Below are 18,971 nucleotides of genomic sequence, written 5' to 3' on the forward strand. Positions count from 1 at the left end.
TGAGGTCGGTACACTGCGCGCGTGCTAGCGCCCCAGATCATAGTTGCCGTTGAGAAACGCCTCCGGCGAAGTCACCGGGGACGCCGCACAGTCTACCGTCGCGAATGGAGTATCGCGGCTGGTGCCACTCGCATCGACGTGGCCGCAATAAATGGCAAGATCACCGGCTGTGAAGTTAAGAGCGCACGAGACAATTTCTCTCGCCTCGCTTCACAGGTCAAGTCCTACAGTGCAGTTCTTGACACCGCAGTGGCCGTCATCGAGGGCGATCGCGCAGTCAGTCGAGTAGAGTCACTAATCCCCGACTGGTGGGGCATCTGGCAAGCGATTGAATCATCAAGAGGGCCAATACTTAGGACAATTCGTGAGACCAGCCACAATCCGTCACCAGATCCGCTAGCTATTACACAGCTAGTTTTACGCGACGAAGCATATTGCATCCTGCGGAAGCACTCGATCCACACCGGCCTTCGCACAGCCACGCGATGGCGGATATGGAATGCACTAGCCGACGGACTGCCTCTAGACACCCTTCAGCACGAGGTTCGGGAGGCAATTAAGGCTCGTCAAGCGTGGTGATCCTCCGCGCTACAAGATCGAGATGGTGAGCAGTCCCAATTTCTCGCCATGTAGCACCGTTACCAGGACCTTGCGCACGTGGATCAGCAATGCGCGCATCAGCGTAGCCCAGTGCAGCACCTGCAAATTCAGGATGGCCAGCTATCCTTTCACAAACGTCATAGAACTGCTCATTTCCACGCGGATCATTCTTTCGCCCTTTGAGAACAAGCCAGCGATCAGCTAGTGTATAGCGGAGCTGAGGCGCAGGCGCGAAAGGTGGTCCGCTTGTCCACAACGGATAAGTGATCGCATAATCGCCGTACAACGGAATCCTTGGGAGTCTGCGCCTCCCACGCACGGCGTCCCAAAGAGCAGCATCGTATCGCTGAAACTCTGAGAAGACCCAAGGGGCTACAACAGAAAGGTCGACCGGAAATGATCCAGAAGTAACAATGACTCGGCGCCAACTGTCTACATCGGACAGCCCTCGAAGAACGTCGAGAACCATCCTCGCCCCAGCGCGCACAGCAAGATCGCCGTTCACCACGGCGAGGTCCAGAATCAGGTCCGCTTCTGCTTGCCGGACGTTAAGGTCAGACAGGAGCTTTTCAAGCGATTCATCGACGTCCTCTGGATCTTCATCCATGTCTTCGATGCTTAGACGCACAGCGACGCCACACCTGTACTCATCATGAATCGCCCGCACATCGGCACGCACGTCGTCTTGATCGGAAAGCCTAACCACAGGGATAGCGCCGATACCCTGGCTCCGCGCCTTCGCAATCACATAAGTTATGACACCTTGGCCGCCAGCAAGGCGAACTGACGATCGAACAAACCCAGCGTCCAGGATCAACTCACCGCCAGCCCAAGAATCCTTGACCTTCTTAACCGTTCGTTCAAGGATTCCCGTTACGGCCACCGGCTCGTCAGGATCCTCCGGAGGAGCAATCTCAAGGACTGGAAGAATCGTGTTCTTTGTCGCAAGCTGGATTCGCCCCAAAGCCGCCAATTCTCCTTGGCGGCCTTTCAGGACCGGAACGTACATAGGCTCAGGCACGCTTCCTCCTCAGGGCGACACCAAGCGCTTCCTCGACTCTTACACCCCGACGACGCGGCCCCAGCCTGACTTCACCTGGCGCCAACGAATCGGCACCAAGCCTCGCGACTGAACTTGCCACCTGCTCCTCAGCCTCCGATGCGGCCAGGGCATCCAGCTTCTCAATCACCCATTGCCTAATCAGGGCGCTCGGCGCCTCACCAAGAACATCAGCCAACTGACGCAACTCATTCAGGCGCGAGACAGGGATGCGTACCGCGTAGACCTGCGACGGGTCTTCCGACCGCCGCCGTCCTCTCTGCCCACGCGGAGGAGCGACTTCCCCTCGCTCCTCCGCATCAGCACGTGCCTCTGCTTCAGCCGCTTCCCGCGCAAGCAGGTCGCGCAAGCTCTCGCTCATCCACCCTCCTCATAAGCCTTCACCTCGGCCGACTTTGCCGCCCATGCCGAGGCGCCCCACCACCGCCCTTGCGGGGGATGGTCTTTTGGCGCCACAACAACGGTCACGACGAAACCAGCCATAGCCGAGTAGCCAGTGACCTTCACCGTCAGTCCAGTCTTGCTACCAGCAGAGCGGACCCAGCGTTCTTCGTCCTGGCAAGCCTCGGTCGCCCACTCCGTCTGGACGTTTCGCTCTCGCTCGAAGCCCTTTCGCTCCGACCGTCGACCAGGATCATGATCACCTATCTCCGACCAGTCCACCTCTTCGAAGACAAGATCCGCATAGGGCACACCCTCGTAGTCGTCGTCGCCTGCTGGCACACCGCCATCCTAGCTTGTCGTATTACAGAAACCCGAGGCTGGCCAATAAGCGTATTACAACTTTGCCGGGCGCGCCAGTCCTGGCTCCACCAGCAACACCCGGTGCCATCCAGGGCGGGCCTGTGAGCAGGCCGTCTGAGCAGGAGATTTGCCGAATTCGGCTATACAGGATCAAGGCCGCCGCTGGCGGCACGCTCCGCGCGTGCGGCGAACACCTTCCATCCCGGCACTCCCGGCATCCGCTTCGCTGCGCCGGTCGGCCGGGCGGCGCTGCGCGCCATCCTCCGGCCTTGTCCAGCCGACGAACTCAACCCACAGAGCCATGCCAGTCAGCAGCTCCCTACGAGCGCCGTCAGGGTCACCGCAGACTTGCCGGTCATGGCGCTCGACTGCCGCGCCGGCTTCGCCGCCTTGCCACCGATCAGGCACCAGACGAAGCCGCGGGAACGCCCCGGCGAGCACCAGGCCGAGCCACCCCGACGCCGCGAGCATGACAACGGCCGGCAGCGCCGCGTCAAGGCTGGAACGAGTACCTTGACCCAGCACCACCGGCCGCGTTCGAGGCTCAGTGTCGGGATGATGGCAGGGGTGCGGGCGGTCCAGAAGGACCAAGATCATGATGCGCTTTAGTCTCGTAAAACGTCGATAAACGTCGAGAAGCGACTGTCCACAGTGCTCAGATCAAGAGCGCATCCGCGCAGGTAGCGAGCATTGTCGAGGAAGATCGGCGAACAACGCCAAGCGAAGTCTCTTACTCTTCGGGTTCAGGGTTCGAGTCCCTGGCGGCCCACAGCCTTGGGCGACGTGTGTCCGCGTTCAGCGCGGACCACGTCGCCCGTTGCGTCTTCTGGGGGACGATCCCCAAGGTTCGGTCGCTGGGCGCCCTCGCGGTTCGCGTGCTCGATCGACAAAGCCGACCCCCCAGGTCTGAGACCCAGGGGTTCCGAGCGCCAGCAGCGCCTCAGTGAGCGGGCGCGTCCACCGGGTTGGTCCGGCTCGGCAGCAGCGCCGCCACGACTACCGTTCCCGCCGCCAGCGCCGTGGCGATCACGAACGCCAGCTTCATCCCGCTCAGCTGTGCCGACGCCACCGCGGTGCCGTCTGCGACCAGTTGGGTTGTGCGGGCGGACATCACGGTGACCACCATGGCGGTTCCGAGGGCTGCCGCCACCTGTTGGAGGGTGCCGAGGATCGAGCTGCCGTGCGGGTACATGTTCGGGGGGAGGGCGCCCATGCCCAGGGTGAAGATCGGGGTGAACGTGGCTGCCAGGCTCACCATCAGCAGGGCGTGCAGGGCCAGGACCTGCCAGTACGGCATGGTCGTGGAGATCTGGGTGAAGCCCGCGAGGGACAGCACGATGCCGATCGCGCCGGGGAGGACCAGCGGGCGGCTGCCGACCTTGTCGTAGAGCTTGCCCACGGTCGGGCCCAGGAGGCCCATGGCCAGGCCGCCCGGCATGAGGAGCAGGCCCGTCTGCAGCGGGGTCAGGGCTCGCAGGTTCTGGAGGTAGAGGGGCAGCAGGATCATCGCGCCCATCATCGCCAGGAACGCCACGCACAGGATGATCAGCGACAGGGCGTAGGTGCGGTGGGTGAGGGTTCGCAGGTCCATCAGCGGGGCGCCGGTGCGCTGCAGTTTGAGCTGGCGGAGCACGAAGATCGTGATGGTGGCGACGCCGGCCAGGACGATGCCGATGCTCGGGCCCAGGTTGGCCGTGCCTTCGCCGAACAGGCTCAGGCCGTAGACCAGGCCGCCGAAGCCCAGGGTTGCCACGGCCGCGCTGAACCAGTCGATGGAGCTCACCTGGGGCTCGCCGATGTTGGTCATCTGGCGCAGGCCGAAGTAGGTCACCGCGCCCGCGATCGGCAAGACGGCCACGAACAGGAGCCGCCACGAGCCGAGCTGCAGGATCAGGCCGGAGATGGCCGGGCCCAGGGCCGGGGCCACCGAGATCGACAACGTCACGTTGCCCATGACCCGGCCTCGGTCCTGTTCGGGCACGACGGTCATCAACGTGGTCATCAGCAGCGGCATCATCACGGCCGTGCCGGCGGCCTGGACGATTCGGCCCAGGAGCAGGACCGCGAACGTCGGCGCGGCGGCGGACAGGGCGGTGCCCGTGAGGAACACGCCCATGGCGATCGCGTAGCCCTGGCGCGTGGTGACGCGTTGCAGGAACCAGCCGGTGATCGGGATCACGGCGGCCATCGTCAGCATGAACGCCGTCGACACCCACTGGGCCGCCTGCTCTGTGACCGACAACGACTCCATCAGGCGCGGGATCGCGTTGATCATGAGCGTTTCGTTCAGGATCACGACGAACGTGGCCAGCACCAGCAGGCGCACCACGAGCGGTGTTCGGGCCGCTTGTGCGGTCGGCCGGTCTTGGGTCGCAGCAGGCATGTCAGGCCCTCACTAGGTTGCTGGCAGTCGTGTCGCGGCCAAGGCCGCCGGCGTCAACGTCGCGCATGACACCGGTAGAGACCGGCAGATGCGGAAGAACTCATCGGTGCGCCCGAGTCTTCCTCATCGCGGTGCCCGTCTCACCCGAATTTCCGGGTCCCTTGGCCGTTCTACTGACACGTCGAACGGTGAGAGCGCGGATCGACACGAGGGTCACCGGAGATTTCCGGTGACCCGTCGCACGTCAGCAGGCGGGATAGCCGCCTGTGCCGGCCGCGGCGCGGAAGCCCTCGTGGCCGTTGGCGTGGTTCAGCGACCACCACCAGTAGAAGTTGTTCGCCACGTGGTAGCAGATCGCCGCGACGTCATCGCCGGCGGTGGCGAAGCCCTGGTTGCAGTAGTTGTAAGGACATTGGTACAGGGTGTAGTTGTTCTGGCTGACGGTGCCCGAACCGACGTTGTTGCAGCTCTGCGGCGGGTCTGCGTACTTGAGGTAGTCCACCGGGATGAAGCCGGAGTGTTCGTTGGCCCGGTTGAACACGAGGCCCCACTTCACGCCGCTTTGCCAGACCGTGCACACCTCGGCCAGGTCGTTGCCCACGTAGGCCTGGCCCTGGTTGCAGTGGAACGCCGGGCATTGGTACAGGGCCCGTGTCTGGGTGACTTCGTTGTGCCAGCCCACTGCCATGATCGTCATGTCCGGCGACGGTGGTTTGGGCGCGGCCATCACCGGAGTGGTCCAGAACGCGGACACGACCAGCACGAGCAGGCATGACAGCACGGATTTGAACAACGTTCTACTCATCGAATCCCCCAGATGTCGACTGAGGACAGTCTGCTGGCGGAGACCTGGGCATCACACCGCCAGCGGAGGGAACGACGGTCCGGCTGGCCCTACCGTCGAAGCGCCGGGAAGCTCCATGGTTCGAAAGATCAAGAGCCGACAGGCTCAACGCCATGAGAACAGCAGTTGTCACGATCATCGCCGCCGCCGCGACCGCCCTCAGCGCGGTGCCGGCAGGTGCGGCCACCTCCACGCTGCCGCCGCCCAACGACGCCGCGCTGCGGGCCTCCATCAGCGGACTGCCCGATCGGGACACGACCGGGGCGCTGGTCCGGATCACCGGGTCCGCGGGCTCGTGGTCCGGGACGTCCGGCGTGTCCGACGTCCACACGGGAGCGCCGGTGCGGGACCAGGGGCGCTTCCGGGTCGGCAGCATCACGAAGGTCTTCACCGCCGTGATGGTGTTGCAGCTGGCCCAGGAGCGGCGGATCGACCTCGACGAGCCCGTGCAGCGGTACCTGCCGGGCGTGCTGCCCGCCGACTACCCGCCGGTTCCCGTTTACACGCTGCTCGACCACACGTCCGGGCTGCCGTCGGTGGACATTCCCGGACTGACCGATCCGCAGTGGGTCCTCGACCACCGCTTCGAGCACTGGAGCCCGCGGCAGGTGCTGGACACCGCCCTGCGGCACCCGATCGACTTCCGGCCCGGCAGCGCGCAGAAGTACACGAACACCTCCTACGTCACGGCCGGCATGATCGTCGAGAAGGTGACGGGACGCTCCTACGCGCGGAACCTGCGTGAACGGATCACCGGTCCGCTCGGCCTGTGCCACACCTCATTTCCCGGGGACGACCCGAGCCTGCCCAACGCGGCTGCTCGCGGATACCTGAACGTGAACGGGCAGCTCGTCGACGTGACCGAGATGAACCAGTCGATCCCCGGCACCGCGGGCGCGATCATCTCCACCGCGGAGGACCTGGACGGGTTCATCACCGGGCTGTTCCGCGGCCGTCTGCTCGGTCAGGAGATGATGACGCGACTCTTCACCGTGCCGGACGTGCAGACTTCCGACGGCAGCGGCCCCGCCCTCTACAGCCAGGGCCTGATGAGGATCGCGATGAACGGCGTCGAGGTGTGGGGGAAGACCGGCAGCCGGCACGGGTACTCGAGCGGTGTCTTCGCGACGCGCGGCCTGGAGCGGAAGCTGACGTACTCGGTGAACCCCGCGGTGAAGTCGCCGGACGGTCAGCCGCTGATCGTGCGGAAGATCGCCGCCGCGGCGCTGAGCTGACTCGGACCGTGGTCCGAGGCGCAACGCCGGACCGCGGGCCGATCCCCGGCGGCGTTCGCGCTGACAGCGTTGCCGGCATGACGTACAGGTTCCCGAACGGGTGGGTTGGTGGCGCGGCGCTGGTCCTCGGGCCGGTGCTGCTCCTGGTGGGCACGCTGTTTCGGTCACCGTTCCACTTCTTCTTCCCGGACCAGCTGCGGGCGGTGGCCGAGCATCCTGCGCTGGTGCAGGCGGCCTACACGGCGTTCCTGGCCGGCAACGTCGTGATGTGGGCCGCGGTGGCCTGTCTCGTGCAGCGGATCGGGCGGGAACGTCCGCGGTGGGCCACTTGGGGCGGGATGCTCGTGACCGTCGGGTTGTTCGCGCGGACGTTTCACGCCGGGGTGGACCACGCGGCGTTCTCGGCCACGAAGCACCTGGGGGTCGAGAACGCCACGGAACTGGTGGCGCAGGGGTACGGCGATCTGCACCTGTTCAGCTTCCTGTCCTTCACGATCATGTTCGGGTGGTACGTGCTCGCGATCGGCGCGTACCGGAGCCGGGTGCTCAGGCCGGTCAGGGCGGTGGGGCTGGCGGCGACGGGGTTGTTGCCGCTCGGTGTGCTGAAGGGGACGGAGGTCCTGTCGATCGCCGGGACCATCGGGCTGTGCGTCGCGTTGGTGCCGTTGGGGGTTCGAGTGCTCTCGCAGCAACCGAAGCCCACCAGGCGCAACGTGCTCACGGCGGTTCCCGTGGCGGTCGGACTAGGGGCGCTCGCGGTCCTCAGCACGCTGGGATGAGGCGAACGGCAGCGCGAACCACAGGCCCGCGAAGACGGCGAACGCCAGGACACCCACCACGATGGACGGCCAGCCGCCGAGGATCACCTCGGCCAGCAGCAGAACGGTGCCGGTCATGGCGATTGCGAGGAAGGCGAGGCCGATCAGGGCGAACGTGTTGCCCACGGCCACGACGTCCTCGCGGCGGCCCTGGCGGAAGAGCACGCGGTGCCAGGCGGCAGGAGCGGTGAGGAACGCGACGGCGATCGCGGCGCACAGGACCGTGACGAGGTGGGTCACGCGGATGTACGTGCCGACGGTGGCGTACTTCTCGGTGAAGGCTATGGAGAGCAGGAAGCCGAACAGGATCTGCACGCCCGCCTGGGCGACGCGGAGTTCCTGCAGCAGCTCGTTGACGTTGCGGGCGAGTCTGCGTTGGTCTGATTCCTCGGCTTCGCTCACGGCAATCACGTACCCGGTCGGGGCCAGTTGAAACGCCGATCCGCGGCAAAAATGGCGGAACCCGCCGGGTACCGCTATGCAAGGGAGCCATGAAGACGCTCGCAGTCGCGGTTGCCCTCGCGTTCGCGTTCACCGGAACAGCGCACGCCGAACCCGCGCAGGTGGCCCACACGTCCGCGAAGTTCTCCAGCTACAGCCCGACGGCGAAGGCCGTCACGCACGACGCGGCCAAGGTGCCGGAGGGCGCGAAGGTCACCGTGGTGAGCGTGCCGCGGTTCGGCGGCGGCACGACGGTGTTGTTGCGGCTCAACGGGTTGCTGCCGAACCGGGCGTACGGGGCGCACGTGCACGTCAAGAAGTGCGGTGCGGCGCCTGCCGACTCGGGACCGCACTTCCAGAACGTCGTGGACCCCGTGCAGCCGTCGGTCGATCCCGCGTACGCCAACCCGCACAACGAGATCTGGCTCGACGTCCACACGAACGGCAACGGGTTCGCGTACACCTCGTCCACTGTGGACTGGCAGTTCACCGACCGGCACGCCCAGTCCGTGGTGCTGCACAACGACCACACGCACACCGCGCCCGGCGAGGCGGGCACGGCGGGACCGCGGCTCGCGTGTGTGAACGTGGCCTTCTAACGGTTGATGACGAACTAGCCTCTGTTAATCACAAAAAAGTCGGTTACGAACGCGACCGGGTCGCCCGCGGTGTTGCGGCCGACCCAGGTCGGGTAGACGCCGTCGCCCCAGCCGGTGGAGAACGCCACGACGTTCAGCCCGGACTGCGGGTCGGTGACGTTGGCCGGGCCGCGGCCGCCACCCACCTTGCCGAGGGCGTCGATGAGGTCGCAGTTGCCGACCTCGTCGTCGCTCGCCAGCCGGTCGATCGCCGGAGCGGCGGCCAGGTCGAAGAACGCGCCGGTGCTCGACTTCACCTCGTAGCCGAACTCCTCCTGCATCGGCACGAGCTCGCCCGGCAGCACGGCGGGCGTCCACGAGTACGCGGGCTCGTCCCGCACGGTCAGCTTCGCGGCGGCCACGCGGTAGCCCTGGCGGAGGTCCGGGTAGCCGTCGCTGTCGACCCACGACACCAGCGAGACCGACACGGGGTACGTGCCCGGCTCGACCTCGGTGGTGAACGCCTCGGCGTCCTCCGGCCACACCACGAACGGGTCCGCCGCGACGAGTCTGCCCGTCGGCAGGGCCAGCTCACCCACCTGCTGCACCGCGACGACCTGCTGCTCGCCGCCTCCGGTCGACTTGCCGACGGGCCCATCGACGAAGAACCGCTCGAACCCGGACCTGATCAGTTGAACCGCCCCCACGCGTAGGCCACCTCCAGGGGCATGTTGGCAGAAGCCCCTGACACCCGATCGGGGCACCGGGGGTGTTCGCGTTGCGTGAAGTCCGCCCCGGCACAACGGCGCAGGTGCCAGGCTTCCGGGCATGGGGACGATCGAAGTGGTGCTCGGTGACATCACGGCCGAACGGGTGGACGCGATCGTCACGGCCGCCAACGAGTCGCTGCTGGGCGGCGGCGGGGTGGACGGGGCGATCCACCGCGCGGCCGGCCCTCGGCTGGCCGCAGCCGGGGCGGAGCTGGCGCCGTGCGAGCCGGGCAAGGCGGTCGTGACGCCCGCGTTCGACCTCACGCAGGTCAAGCACGTGATCCACACGGTCGGGCCGGTGTGGGAGGGCGGGGAGCACGGCGAGGATCTCGTGCTCACGAGCTGCTACGTCGAGTCGCTCCTGCTGGCCGAGGAGCTCGCGGCGGAGAGCATCGCGTTCCCGGCCATCGCGACGGGCATCTACGGCTTCCCCACCGAACGAGCCGCGCGCGTCGCGGCGATGGCCGTCCGGTCGCTGCCGATCATCGACCGGATCCGGCTGGTGGCGTTCGACCGGGAGACCGCCGAGGCGCTGAACAGGGCTCTGGCCGAGCCGATCTAGGAGCGGTGCCCGACATGCGCAGTGGGAGTGTCCGCAAGGGCACCGCTGGACCAGCGGTGAACGTGACGAACGTCGCCACCAGGTCGCGGTCCTGGACGCGTTCGCGGTCGCGTTCGGTGAAGATCGTGGCTGGTCAGTGCCGTAACGTGGAGGGTATCGACCAGAGCGACGTCGGCTAGAACTTCGGCTGCCCGGAGTCAACGTTCGGCTCACGTCGTCCCTGAGCGGCCCTAAAGCTGGTCTTTCCAGTTGCGGATTGCCTGATCCAGGCGTGATCGCAGGCGTGTGGCCGCAGCTCCATCGGGCAACAGCTCACCGTACGACTCGCTTTCTTTCTTGGCCATGAGAGCCGCAAGGTTTGCCGAGCTTCGGGCTGGAAACACCAGTGAACAATCCTTGGCCTTCAGCTCTTGCGCTAGCCCGAGAAAACCTCGACCAACTCCCAATGATGGTGAGACGCTGTAGTTTTTTGCTTCAATCACCGCCACCAGCTTACTGCCCCGAGGATGCAGACGCGCCTGGCGACTGCGCTCGCACTCTTGGTGATCAATAATGGCGACATCGCACTCGTGCGCGACTCGCGACTTGCCCGAGGCGACGTAAACACCAAGATGAACTTCGAGGCGCTTTGGAGTTCCGTCGAAGCTCACAAGGGCGGATGTGAAACCTGGCGTCCACAGATTTCCAGGACTCCGACGGAAGCGCAGCTCCCGCGTTGCACTCCTGCCGTCCTGCGTGAGCATGACAGTGCCGCCGGCAGACTTGGCCGCGTCCAGGCAGAGTGCGAACAGCGAGGCCTCGTACAGGTCGGATTCATCGGCTTCACTCCGGTATGCGGCCTGCAGGACCCCAATGGCGGTCTCGATGCTGGAAACGAGTTCATCCCTGTTCATCGAGCTTCCTCCACATCCGACATGCCGACGAGGAGCTCACGGACGTCGAGCAGCGACTGCCTGACCCGAACGACTTCGTCTGACATGTTCACGACAGACACCTCATCGAACTCGGCATCACCGAACACGATCACTGGATCGGTCTCGAACTCTTCAGACATCTTGAGCACCTCAGCACGAGACGCGTACATCGTTTCCGCAAGAGTCAGAAGAGCCGATCGAATCAGCTCAAGACGTTCGTCATCGGTGTACGGGACAGCAGCCACGTCTGTCTTGCCGAGCGGGGACAGATCATTGACTGAAAGCCGGCGTACCGTTTCTTCGTATCGTGCTTCTTTCCGCAGGTCCTGCTCAGAGACCACGCGACCGTGACGGACCTCGCGTTTCACCTGTTGTGCCACACCGGGAATTCCGTTCCCGAGTAGGTCCATGATGCGCGCGTACTGATCGTCTCCTGTCGTCACTCAACTTGGTTACCACAAGACACAGCACGGATGGACCCGAACGAAAGAGAAGGAACCTGACTGGCTGAACGAGTTGCCGTTGGCGCGAGGTGTGTCAGGGCGAGCCCGCTCCCTCGTCGAGCCGACGCGTCAGATTCCAGTTCGACGGGTTGACCTCCACTACAGGCGAGGTTGAACGATCGACCTCGACGGAAGGGAGGCGGGCGATGCTCGCCAAATGGATCACCTGTGACGTGCCGGTCGGCGCGCGCGATCGTTTCGTCGCGGCCCAGCAGAGGTGGTCGGTCATCGCCGACCAGCCCGGGCTGATCGGGCAGGTGGGTGGCTGGGACAGCCGGACCGGCCGCGCCCACGTTCTGGCGCTGTGGGCGGACGCCGACAGCCATCAGGCATTCCTGCAGGGCCGACACGACTCGGTGGCCGATGCGGGCGTCTACAGCGAGATCGCGGTCAGCCACGGCGAGGTGGTCCTGACGATGCCCGGCACGGCGCCGACGGTGGCCGAGGCGATGGACGGTGGTCTGCTGCGTGTCGCGGACTGCCACCTCGCGCCGGGCGCGGCGGAGCACTTCCTGGCCGTTCAGCGCGAGGTGTGGGCACCCGCGATGGCGAGCGCGGGCGTGCTCGGCGGGGTCTTCGCGCGGCTGGCCGAACACCGCTACCTCGTCGCCACGTTCTGGCCGGACGTCGAAACCCACGGCAGGTACGCCGAGGAAGTACCCCGGTTGCGTGCGAGGGCGGCTGCGGACGACGACATCGCCTCGATGTCCGGTCGTGTCCTGGAACTGGAGCCGTCCTGGCGGGTCCGAACCAGGTCAGCACCGGCCGCGGCGCTCACGTTCGGTGAAGATCGCGGCTGGTCAGTGCCGTAACCTGGAGCGCGTGTCCGTTCCAGCCACCCTCAAGATCGGCCCGTTCGCCGTCGACCCGCCCGTTGTGCTCGCGCCCATGGCCGGCATCACCAACGTGGCGTTCCGGCAGTTGTGCCGTCGCTACGGGGCCGGGCTGTACGTCTGCGAGATGATCACGGCGCGGGCGCTGGTCGAGCGCGACCCGATGACCATGCACATGATCACGTTCGACGAGGACGAGCACCCGCGGTCGATGCAGCTCTACGGCGTCGATCCGCGCAACGTCGGCGAGGCCACGAAGATGATCGTGGACGAGAACCTCGCCGACCACATGGACATGAACTTCGGCTGTCCCGTGCCCAAGGTGACGCGCAAGGGCGGCGGGGCGGCGCTGCCGTACAAGCGGGAGCTGTTCCGGCAGATCGTGCGGGCCGCGGTGCGCAACGCGGGGGACATGCCGGTCACCGTGAAGTTCCGCATCGGCATCGACGACGACCACCTGACGTACCTCGACGCGGGCCGCATCGCGCAGGACGAGGGCGCACAGGCCGTGGCGCTGCACGCGCGCACGGCGTCGCAGCGCTACTCCGGCAAGGCGGACTGGACGGCCATCGCCCGGCTCAAGGAAGCCGTGACGAGCATTCCGGTGCTGGGCAACGGGGACATCTTCAGCGCCCAGGACGCGCTCGACATGGTCGCCGAGACCGGCTGCGACGGCGTGGTCGTGGGACGAGGCTGCCTCGGGCGGCCCTGGTTGTTCCGCGACCTGCAGGCGGCGTTCCGGGGCGAGCCGATCCCAGCGGGGCCGACGCTCGGCGAGGTCGCCGAGGTCCTGCGCACGCACGCCGAGCTCCTCGCCGCCCACGACGGCGAGCACAAGGGCCTGCGGGACCTGCGCAAGCACATGGCCTGGTACTGGCACGGCTTCCCGGTCGGCGGGGACACGCGGCGCGCGTTCGCCATGGTGTCGAGCCTTCAGGAGCTGGACGACCTCATCGGCAAGCTCGACAAGGACGTGCCGTTCCCCGTGAACGCCGAGGGGCCGCGCGGCAGGCAGGGGTCCGCGGCCAAGGTCGTGCTGCCGGAGGGGTGGCTGGACGACCCCGAGGACGCGACGGTTCCGGCGGGCGCGGACGTGATGCACTCCGGTGGCTGAACGCGTCGCGGTTCTCCTCGCCTGCATCGCGCTCCTCGCGGGCTGCGCGGGTCCTGTCGCGGGCACGGCGCGTCCGGTCCAGCTGAGCGACGGCGACCGCGCCAAGTTCAAGGAGTTCTACGAACGCCTCAACAAGGCGGGCGACACGAGCGCGTCCGAGCAGCAGAAGCTGTTGAAGGACACCCAGCACCCCGACTTCCGGCAGAAGACGTGCGACCTGCGCGGGGCGACGATCAAGGTCGAGCCGACCTGGTCGACGCTTCGGATGGACGCCGACTGGGCACCCCCTGGGGAAAAGGCCCATCCGCGTGGGGACGTCTACGTCGTGGCGGTCACGGTCACGCTGCGCCAGGAGGACGCGGTGATCGGCAGCCAGATCGGATCGCTGCACGTGGTGCTCCTGGAGGACCAGGTGTTCGGGTTCGCGCCCTGCCTCGGTGGCTGAGCGGGTTGTTGATCATCCAAGCTCACTGGATCGGAGCAGCTGACGGTCAACCGGACGGGGGAAATCCCGGCCTCACGTGTCCTTCTAGCTCAAGCGTCGCCTCCTGGGAGACGACACCTGGCAAGTAAGGAGGTGACCGCGATGACCGCGCTGCGACCCGAGATCGCAGAGACCCAGCAGTCCGACGCCAGCGTCGACAAGCAGGGTCCCGGGCTTGTCGGGCTGCACGAGTCCATCGCGACGTTGCTCGCCTCTCGCGGCCAGTGGCGCCAGGCGTACCAGCACCTGCGTTCCGCCCTCGACCTCGTCTACGCCGACCAGGACGAGGAGCCGCAGGTTCCCGAGCAGCTGCGCCGCGAGGTCGACCGGCTGCGCAAGGAGCACGCGGAGGCCCGCGAGCAGAGCCTGCGCGACAGCCTCACCGACTCCTACAACCGCCGCTACCTCGACCAGCGGCTGATGGGCCTGCTGACCGAGCACGGGGCGTGCCGGCACGGGCTCGCCATCGCGTTGATCGACCTCGACTGGTTCAAGCAGGTCAACGACAGCTTCGGCCACCTGCTCGGCGACCGGGTGCTGCAACGCGTGGTGGAGCTGCTCCAGCAGGACCTCCCCGAGGACGCCTTCTGCGCCCGCTACGGCGGCGAGGAGTTCGTGCTCGTGCTGCCGCGGGTGGACGCGGCGACGGCCGTGGAGATCGCCGAGGCGGCCAGGGAACGTGTCGAGCGTCACCCGTGGCAGGAGATCGCGCCGGGGCTGCGCGTGACCGTCAGCGCGGGCCTCGCGTACGAGCCGCCCGCGGACGAGGCGCCGGAACGTCCGGCGGTCGGCGCCGAGCAACAGCTGCTGCGGGCCGACAGCCTCCTTTACACGGCCAAGCAGTCGGGACGCAACGCGGTGGCGTACCGTGCGGATGGACGGGTTCGCCTCGCCGGTGCGGCGAGTGGTCGGCGTGCCATCACCGAGACACGTGTTCTCGGTTACTACTGAGTGAGCTGGCTCACCCGTTCAGGGCAGACGGACTGCGCGGAATCGCGTACAGATCGAATCCGTATCACCCGGAGTGGTCGTCAGAAGTCGGCTACATCCGTAGTATCGCGGGCGCAACTGACACGCCGGTGATGCAACCCTTGTGTCCCGGTCGTCGTCATCTCGTAATGACGAACCGCTATTAGCTTCTGACCCAGAAGGGAGATTGGGTGCCCGACGACCCCCGACGTGGCGGCCCCTCTTCCCGTGGTGATCAGGACCCCCAGCACGACCAGCCGACCGGCCGTAGACGTCGCTCGATGGAAGGCTCTGGGGGCCTGAGCGTCTCGGACCTCATCGAGCAGCACAGCAGGACGAACATCCCCCGACCCGTCCCGCCAGGCTCGCCCGAAGCACCCACGACAGGCAGGCGTGCCCTGCCGGACCCACCCGCGACGGGCAGGCGTGTACTGCCCGACCCGCCCGCACCGCAGGCTCCGCGGCAGCAGCCACCCGCGGCTCACCGTCCTGGTGAGCAGACGGGCACGCGCCCGCGGCCTCCCGCGGCGGAACCTCCGCAGAACTTCACCGGTGAGCAGACCGGCAGGCGCCGTCGTCCGGACGCGCCCGCTGAGCAGCCCGGCACCCGGCCCAGCCACCCCGGCGAGCAGACCGGCCAGCGTCCACGACCGGACGCGACGGGAATGCAGCGCCGCCCGGCACCCGGTGAGCAGCCAGTCCGGCGCCCAGAAGCGGACGTGACCGGTACGAGGCGACGTCCCGCGCCCGGCGAGATGGGGCCGGGCGGCACTCCGCCGCGCAGGCTCGCTCCCGGCGACGCGCCGTCGTCCAACGGCATTCCGCGCCCGCCCGCACCCGGCGAGGTGACGTCCAACGGCATGCCGAGGCCCGGCGAACCGCGCCGGATGCCTCTCGGCGACGGCCCGCGGCGTCCCGCGCCCGGTGGAGCGCCTGAGGCGAACGGCATGCCGAGCGGCACGCTGCGCCGGCCCGCACCCGACGTGAACGGTGCTCCGCCGCGCAGGCTCGCTCCTGGCGACGCACCGTCGTTGAACGGAATCCCGCGGCCGCCCGCTCCTGGCGAGACGGCCAACGGCGTCCCGCGCCACCCGGCACCTGGTGACACCACCGCGAACGGCATGCCCCGCCCGCCCAAACCGGGCGAGCACACGGCCAACGGCATGCCGCGCCCGCCGAAGCCCGGCGAGCCGACTGCCAACGGCATGCCGCGCCCGCCGAAGCCCGGCGACGCGAACGGCATGCCCAGGCCACCTGCCGACCCGACGGCGAACGGCCTCCCGCGTCCCCCCGCACCCGGTGGAACGCCGGACGGCCCCGCACCTCGGCGCCTCCTGGCCGGCGACGCACCGTCGTCGAACACCATCGCCCGTCCTCCCGCCCCCGGCGAGGGACGGCCCCCGATGCCGTCGCGCGCGGAGTCCAGCGGACCCCGCCCGATGCCCCCGCGGGCGGAGTCGAGCGGTCCCCGCCCGATGCCCGCAGCGGGCATCTCCAACCGGCTGGGTGCGGCACCCGAGGGCGAGGAGCCCCAGGACGGGCCGGGACCCGAGGCCACCCAGATCGCCTCGGCGGCGGGTGTGGCCAAGGTCGAGAAGCGCGAAGAGATGGACCCGACGTGCCTCACGACCGAGATGGAGGCCATCGGCGAGGACGTGAAGAAGCGTCGCGAGGTCGACCACACCCTCGCGCGGTTCTCCGCGGTGCACGACGAGCTGCTCGAGCAGGAGCGCCAGCGCAAGGAGCGGCGCGCCAAGCTCATGCCGTGGGTCAAGGACGAGGACGAGCTCGAGGAGGCGACCCAGTTCGCCGACCCGGTCGTGCTCGACAGCGAAGAGGACGGCGAGCCCCGGGTCACCGGCCGCACGCCCCAGCAGCGCAAGTTGATGCGTGGCGCCAAGGTCGGAGCGATCGCCGCTGCGGCCGTGGTGTTCGCGGCGAGCGGCGTCAGCTGGACAGCGACGAAGTGGGCCAACTCCAAGCTCACGCAGATCGACGCGCTCGGCGGCAACACGCAGGCCGTGCAGCAGGCGGAGAAGCAGCGCGGTGACGAGAACTTCCTGCTCGTCGGCTCGGACACCAGGGCGGGCGCGAAGCCCGAGGACAACGTCGGCACCCAGGCCAAGGAGGGTGGCGCGCGGTCGGACGTGATCATGCTCGCGCACATCCCCGCGGACCGGAAGCGCATGGTCGTCGTCTCGCTGCCGCGGGACGTGCGGGTCGACCGGCCGGCGTGCAACCAGTGGAACCCGGACACCGGGCAGTACGGCGGCCCGCTGGCGCCGGAGAAAGAGGTCATGGCGAACTCCGTCTACAACGACGGTGGGCCCAAGTGCGTGGCCAACATGATGACTCAGCTGTCCGGCCTCAACATCAACCACTTCGTCAGCATCGACTTCGCCGGTTTCCGCGAGATGTCGACCGCGATCGGCGGTGTGCAGATCTGCACGCCCAGGGCGATCAAGGACGACGAGCTCGGCGTGGTGCTCGACAAGCCGGGCAAGTACACGCTCAAGGGGGACCAGGCCCTGTCGTACGTGCGCGCCCGCAAGGTCGCGGGTGACGTCGGCGGCGACTTCGACCGCATCAAGCGGCAGCAGGGTTTCCTGTCGGCGATGCTGCGCCAGGCGTTGTCGAACGAGGTGCTGCTGAGCCCGAGCAAGCTCAACAACTTCATCAACGCCCTCACGACGTCCACGGCCGGCGACAACATCGACGTCGCCTCGCTGCTGGATCTCGCGAACTCGTTGCAGAGCCTCGACGCCGGCCGCGTCTCGTTCGTGACGATGCCGCACTGGACGGACGAGGGTCCGACGAAGTCCAACGACGACAACATCGAGCGACTGCGGAACGACGACGTCAAGAAGCTGTTCCAGACGATCATCGACGGAACGCCGCTGCCGCAGGAGAAGCCGGCCGAGCAGACGCCGGGTGACGCCAACACTCCGGCCAAGCCCGGTTCGGTGATCGACCCCAAGCAGGTCACGATCCAGCTGTTCAACGGCAACCCGGCCGGCAACCGGGCCGCCAACCTGGCGGCGAACTCGTTGCAGCAGAAGGGCTTCAAGATCTCGACCAGGGGTGAAGCCCCGGAGAGCTCCACGAAGACCACCATCAAGTTCGCGAAGGGCCGCGAGGACTGGGCGGCGACGCTCAAGGCCGCGGTGCCCAGCGCGGACCTGGTGGAGGCACCGGAGATGGGCGGCGCGGTGCTGCTCACGATCGGCTCCAGCTTCGACGAGGAGATCGTGACACCGCAGCCGGGGACGCAGGGCCAGAGCACGGCGAACCAGAACGAGACGACCGGGAAGCTGGACGTCGTGAACGCGGCGGAGGATCCCTGCGCGAAGTGATTCGCCTGGGGTTCACCTGCGGTTCATCCTGGAATGTCGCTGGCGAGAGGGTCGGGACGTAGGCTGAGCGCCATGCGCGAGGCCTACCACGACCAGCTAGAACAGCTCGCCGACCGACTGGCCGACATGACCGGCATGGTCGCCGAGGCGATGGAGAACGCCACCGCTGCCCTGCTGCAGGCCGACCTCGGTCTCGCGGAGCAGGTCATCAGCGGTGACCAGAAGGTCGACGACATCCGCTCCAGCATCGAGGAGCAGTCGTACGCGCTGCTCGCGTTGCAGGCGCCGGTCGCGACGGACCTGCGCACCGTGCTCGCGGTGATCCACGCCGCCGAGAGCGTCGAGCGCATGGGTGACCTGGCCCTGCACGTGGCCAAGGCCGCGCGGCGCCGCCACCCGGCGTCAGCGGTTCCGGAGGACGTCCAGCCGTACTTCGCCGAGATGGGCCAGATCGCGGTCAAGCTCGCCAAGGAAGCGGCGGAGATCATCCGGCACAAGGACGTCGACCGCGCGCGCAGCCTCGAGGACGAGGACGACGCGATGGACGACATCCACCGCCACCTGTTCTCGGTGATCATGGACAAGGAGTGGCAGCACGGCGTCGCCTCCGCGGTGGACACGACGCTGCTGGGCCGCTTCTACGAGCGCTACGGCGACCACGCCGTGTCGGTCGCCAAGCGCACGGTCTTCGTCGTCACCGGCCGGATGCCCGGCTACGGTGGCGACGAGAACCTCTAGGCACCTGGGCAACCTCGCTGCCCGGTTT

Annotated in this window: 19 protein-coding genes; 11 read left to right on the plus strand and 8 right to left on the minus strand. The window is 67.4% G+C overall.

The window, feature by feature from the left end:
- The first annotated feature begins 21 nt into the window (after positions 1-21).
- On the plus strand, positions 22-579 hold the full coding sequence (locus ACFOWZ_RS12540) for a sce7726 family protein (protein ID WP_382372046.1): 558 nt from the start codon (positions 22-24) through the stop codon (positions 577-579).
- Here the strand turns inward: ACFOWZ_RS12540 and ACFOWZ_RS12545 are convergent.
- The 4 genes from ACFOWZ_RS12545 to ACFOWZ_RS12560 all read right to left on the minus strand — a co-directional run bounded on the left by ACFOWZ_RS12545 (position 557) and on the right by ACFOWZ_RS12560 (position 5,592).
- On the minus strand, positions 557-1,621 hold the full coding sequence (locus ACFOWZ_RS12545) for a beta family protein (RefSeq protein ID WP_382372047.1): 1,065 nt from the start codon (positions 1,619-1,621) through the stop codon (positions 557-559). The genes ACFOWZ_RS12540 and ACFOWZ_RS12545 overlap by 23 nt on opposite strands.
- Positions 1,622-2,017: 396 nt before the next feature.
- Positions 2,018-2,383 carry a hypothetical protein gene (locus ACFOWZ_RS12550; protein WP_382372048.1) on the minus strand — a complete coding sequence of 122 codons (366 nt, stop codon included), beginning with the start codon at positions 2,381-2,383 and terminating at the stop codon, positions 2,018-2,020.
- A gap of 961 nt (positions 2,384-3,344) precedes the next feature.
- A complete protein-coding gene (locus ACFOWZ_RS12555; RefSeq protein WP_382372049.1) occupies positions 3,345-4,787 on the minus strand; it encodes an MDR family MFS transporter in 1,443 nt (480 codons plus the stop codon).
- Between the two features lie 244 nt (positions 4,788-5,031).
- A complete protein-coding gene (locus tag ACFOWZ_RS12560) occupies positions 5,032-5,592 on the minus strand; it encodes a hypothetical protein (RefSeq protein WP_382372050.1) in 561 nt (186 codons plus the stop codon).
- Positions 5,593-5,744: 152 nt separating this feature from the next.
- Here ACFOWZ_RS12560 and ACFOWZ_RS12565 point away from each other — a divergent pair, with 152 nt between their 5' ends.
- Positions 5,745-6,866 carry a serine hydrolase domain-containing protein gene (locus ACFOWZ_RS12565; RefSeq protein ID WP_382372051.1) on the plus strand — a complete coding sequence of 374 codons (1,122 nt, stop codon included), beginning with the start codon at positions 5,745-5,747 and terminating at the stop codon, positions 6,864-6,866.
- 77 nt (positions 6,867-6,943) lie between these two features.
- On the plus strand, positions 6,944-7,645 hold the full coding sequence (locus tag ACFOWZ_RS12570) for a hypothetical protein (protein WP_382372052.1): 702 nt from the start codon (positions 6,944-6,946) through the stop codon (positions 7,643-7,645).
- Here the strand turns inward: ACFOWZ_RS12570 and ACFOWZ_RS12575 are convergent.
- Positions 7,610-8,086: a DUF6328 family protein gene (locus ACFOWZ_RS12575; RefSeq protein ID WP_382372053.1), complete on the minus strand. Its 477-nt coding sequence runs from the start codon at positions 8,084-8,086 to the stop codon at positions 7,610-7,612. The genes ACFOWZ_RS12570 and ACFOWZ_RS12575 overlap by 36 nt on opposite strands.
- A gap of 89 nt (positions 8,087-8,175) precedes the next feature.
- Here ACFOWZ_RS12575 and ACFOWZ_RS12580 point away from each other — a divergent pair, with 89 nt between their 5' ends.
- Positions 8,176-8,724, plus strand: coding sequence for a superoxide dismutase (locus ACFOWZ_RS12580; protein ID WP_382372054.1), 549 nt, complete (start codon positions 8,176-8,178; stop codon positions 8,722-8,724).
- A gap of 14 nt (positions 8,725-8,738) precedes the next feature.
- Here the strand turns inward: ACFOWZ_RS12580 and ACFOWZ_RS12585 are convergent, their stop codons facing one another.
- Entirely contained in the window at positions 8,739-9,410 is a 672-nt protein-coding gene (locus ACFOWZ_RS12585; RefSeq protein WP_382372055.1) for a DUF4241 domain-containing protein, read from the minus strand.
- 121 nt (positions 9,411-9,531) lie between these two features.
- Between ACFOWZ_RS12585 and ACFOWZ_RS12590 the strand changes: the two genes are divergently transcribed.
- On the plus strand, positions 9,532-10,035 hold the full coding sequence (locus ACFOWZ_RS12590; protein ID WP_382372056.1) for a macro domain-containing protein: 504 nt from the start codon (positions 9,532-9,534) through the stop codon (positions 10,033-10,035).
- 230 nt (positions 10,036-10,265) lie between these two features.
- Here the strand turns inward: ACFOWZ_RS12590 and ACFOWZ_RS12595 are convergent, their stop codons facing one another.
- Both ACFOWZ_RS12595 and ACFOWZ_RS12600 read right to left on the minus strand, forming a co-directional pair.
- The gene (locus ACFOWZ_RS12595; RefSeq protein ID WP_382372057.1) at positions 10,266-10,928 is read right to left on the minus strand and encodes a hypothetical protein; all 663 of its coding nucleotides are present in this window, start codon (positions 10,926-10,928) and stop codon (positions 10,266-10,268) included.
- Positions 10,925-11,392 (minus strand): hypothetical protein, encoded by a 468-nt coding sequence (locus ACFOWZ_RS12600; RefSeq protein WP_382372058.1) that lies wholly within the window; start codon positions 11,390-11,392, stop codon positions 10,925-10,927. The genes ACFOWZ_RS12595 and ACFOWZ_RS12600 overlap by 4 nt, the downstream gene beginning before the upstream one ends.
- Positions 11,393-11,598: 206 nt before the next feature.
- Between ACFOWZ_RS12600 and ACFOWZ_RS12605 the strand changes: the two genes are divergently transcribed.
- The 6 genes from ACFOWZ_RS12605 to phoU all read left to right on the plus strand — a co-directional run bounded on the left by ACFOWZ_RS12605 (position 11,599) and on the right by phoU (position 18,943).
- Positions 11,599-12,264, plus strand: coding sequence for a DUF4937 domain-containing protein (locus tag ACFOWZ_RS12605; RefSeq protein WP_382372059.1), 666 nt, complete (start codon positions 11,599-11,601; stop codon positions 12,262-12,264).
- A gap of 1 nt (position 12,265) precedes the next feature.
- Entirely contained in the window at positions 12,266-13,399 is a 1,134-nt protein-coding gene (gene dusB / locus ACFOWZ_RS12610) for a tRNA dihydrouridine synthase DusB (protein WP_382372665.1), read from the plus strand.
- Positions 13,392-13,844, plus strand: coding sequence for a hypothetical protein (locus ACFOWZ_RS12615; protein ID WP_382372060.1), 453 nt, complete (start codon positions 13,392-13,394; stop codon positions 13,842-13,844). The genes dusB and ACFOWZ_RS12615 overlap by 8 nt, the downstream gene beginning before the upstream one ends.
- 141 nt (positions 13,845-13,985) lie before the next feature.
- Positions 13,986-14,834 carry a GGDEF domain-containing protein gene (locus ACFOWZ_RS12620; protein ID WP_382372061.1) on the plus strand — a complete coding sequence of 283 codons (849 nt, stop codon included), beginning with the start codon at positions 13,986-13,988 and terminating at the stop codon, positions 14,832-14,834.
- Between the two features lie 299 nt (positions 14,835-15,133).
- The gene (locus tag ACFOWZ_RS12625) at positions 15,134-18,205 is read left to right on the plus strand and encodes an LCP family protein (RefSeq protein ID WP_382372062.1); all 3,072 of its coding nucleotides are present in this window, start codon (positions 15,134-15,136) and stop codon (positions 18,203-18,205) included.
- Positions 18,206-18,277: 72 nt separating this feature from the next.
- Complete coding sequence (gene phoU, locus ACFOWZ_RS12630) at positions 18,278-18,943, plus strand: phosphate signaling complex protein PhoU (RefSeq protein WP_382372063.1); 666 nt, start codon at positions 18,278-18,280, stop codon at positions 18,941-18,943.
- Positions 18,944-18,971 lie beyond the last annotated feature (28 nt).

The organism is Lentzea rhizosphaerae (assembly GCF_042649515.1).
Classification (GTDB): Bacteria; Actinomycetota; Actinomycetes; order Mycobacteriales; family Pseudonocardiaceae; genus Lentzea; species Lentzea aerocolonigenes.

Bases quoted from the DNA above. Each gene is read 5' to 3' on its own strand.
- ACFOWZ_RS12570 (WP_382372052.1), top strand. From the start codon at position 6,944: ATGACGTACAGGTTCCCGAACGGGTGGGTTGGTGGCGCGGCGCTGGTC.
- ACFOWZ_RS12625 (WP_382372062.1), top strand. From the start codon at position 15,134: ATGGAAGGCTCTGGGGGCCTGAGCGTCTCGGACCTCATCGAGCAGCAC.
- phoU (WP_382372063.1), top strand. From the start codon at position 18,278: ATGCGCGAGGCCTACCACGACCAGCTAGAACAGCTCGCCGACCGACTG.
- ACFOWZ_RS12595 (WP_382372057.1), bottom strand. From the start codon at position 10,928: ATGAACAGGGATGAACTCGTTTCCAGCATCGAGACCGCCATTGGGGTC.
- ACFOWZ_RS12580 (WP_382372054.1), top strand. From the start codon at position 8,176: ATGAAGACGCTCGCAGTCGCGGTTGCCCTCGCGTTCGCGTTCACCGGA.
- ACFOWZ_RS12620 (WP_382372061.1), top strand. From the start codon at position 13,986: ATGACCGCGCTGCGACCCGAGATCGCAGAGACCCAGCAGTCCGACGCC.
- ACFOWZ_RS12605 (WP_382372059.1), top strand. From the start codon at position 11,599: ATGCTCGCCAAATGGATCACCTGTGACGTGCCGGTCGGCGCGCGCGAT.
- ACFOWZ_RS12590 (WP_382372056.1), top strand. From the start codon at position 9,532: ATGGGGACGATCGAAGTGGTGCTCGGTGACATCACGGCCGAACGGGTG.
- ACFOWZ_RS12565 (WP_382372051.1), top strand. From the start codon at position 5,745: ATGAGAACAGCAGTTGTCACGATCATCGCCGCCGCCGCGACCGCCCTC.
- ACFOWZ_RS12555 (WP_382372049.1), bottom strand. From the start codon at position 4,787: ATGCCTGCTGCGACCCAAGACCGGCCGACCGCACAAGCGGCCCGAACA.
- ACFOWZ_RS12560 (WP_382372050.1), bottom strand. From the start codon at position 5,592: ATGAGTAGAACGTTGTTCAAATCCGTGCTGTCATGCCTGCTCGTGCTG.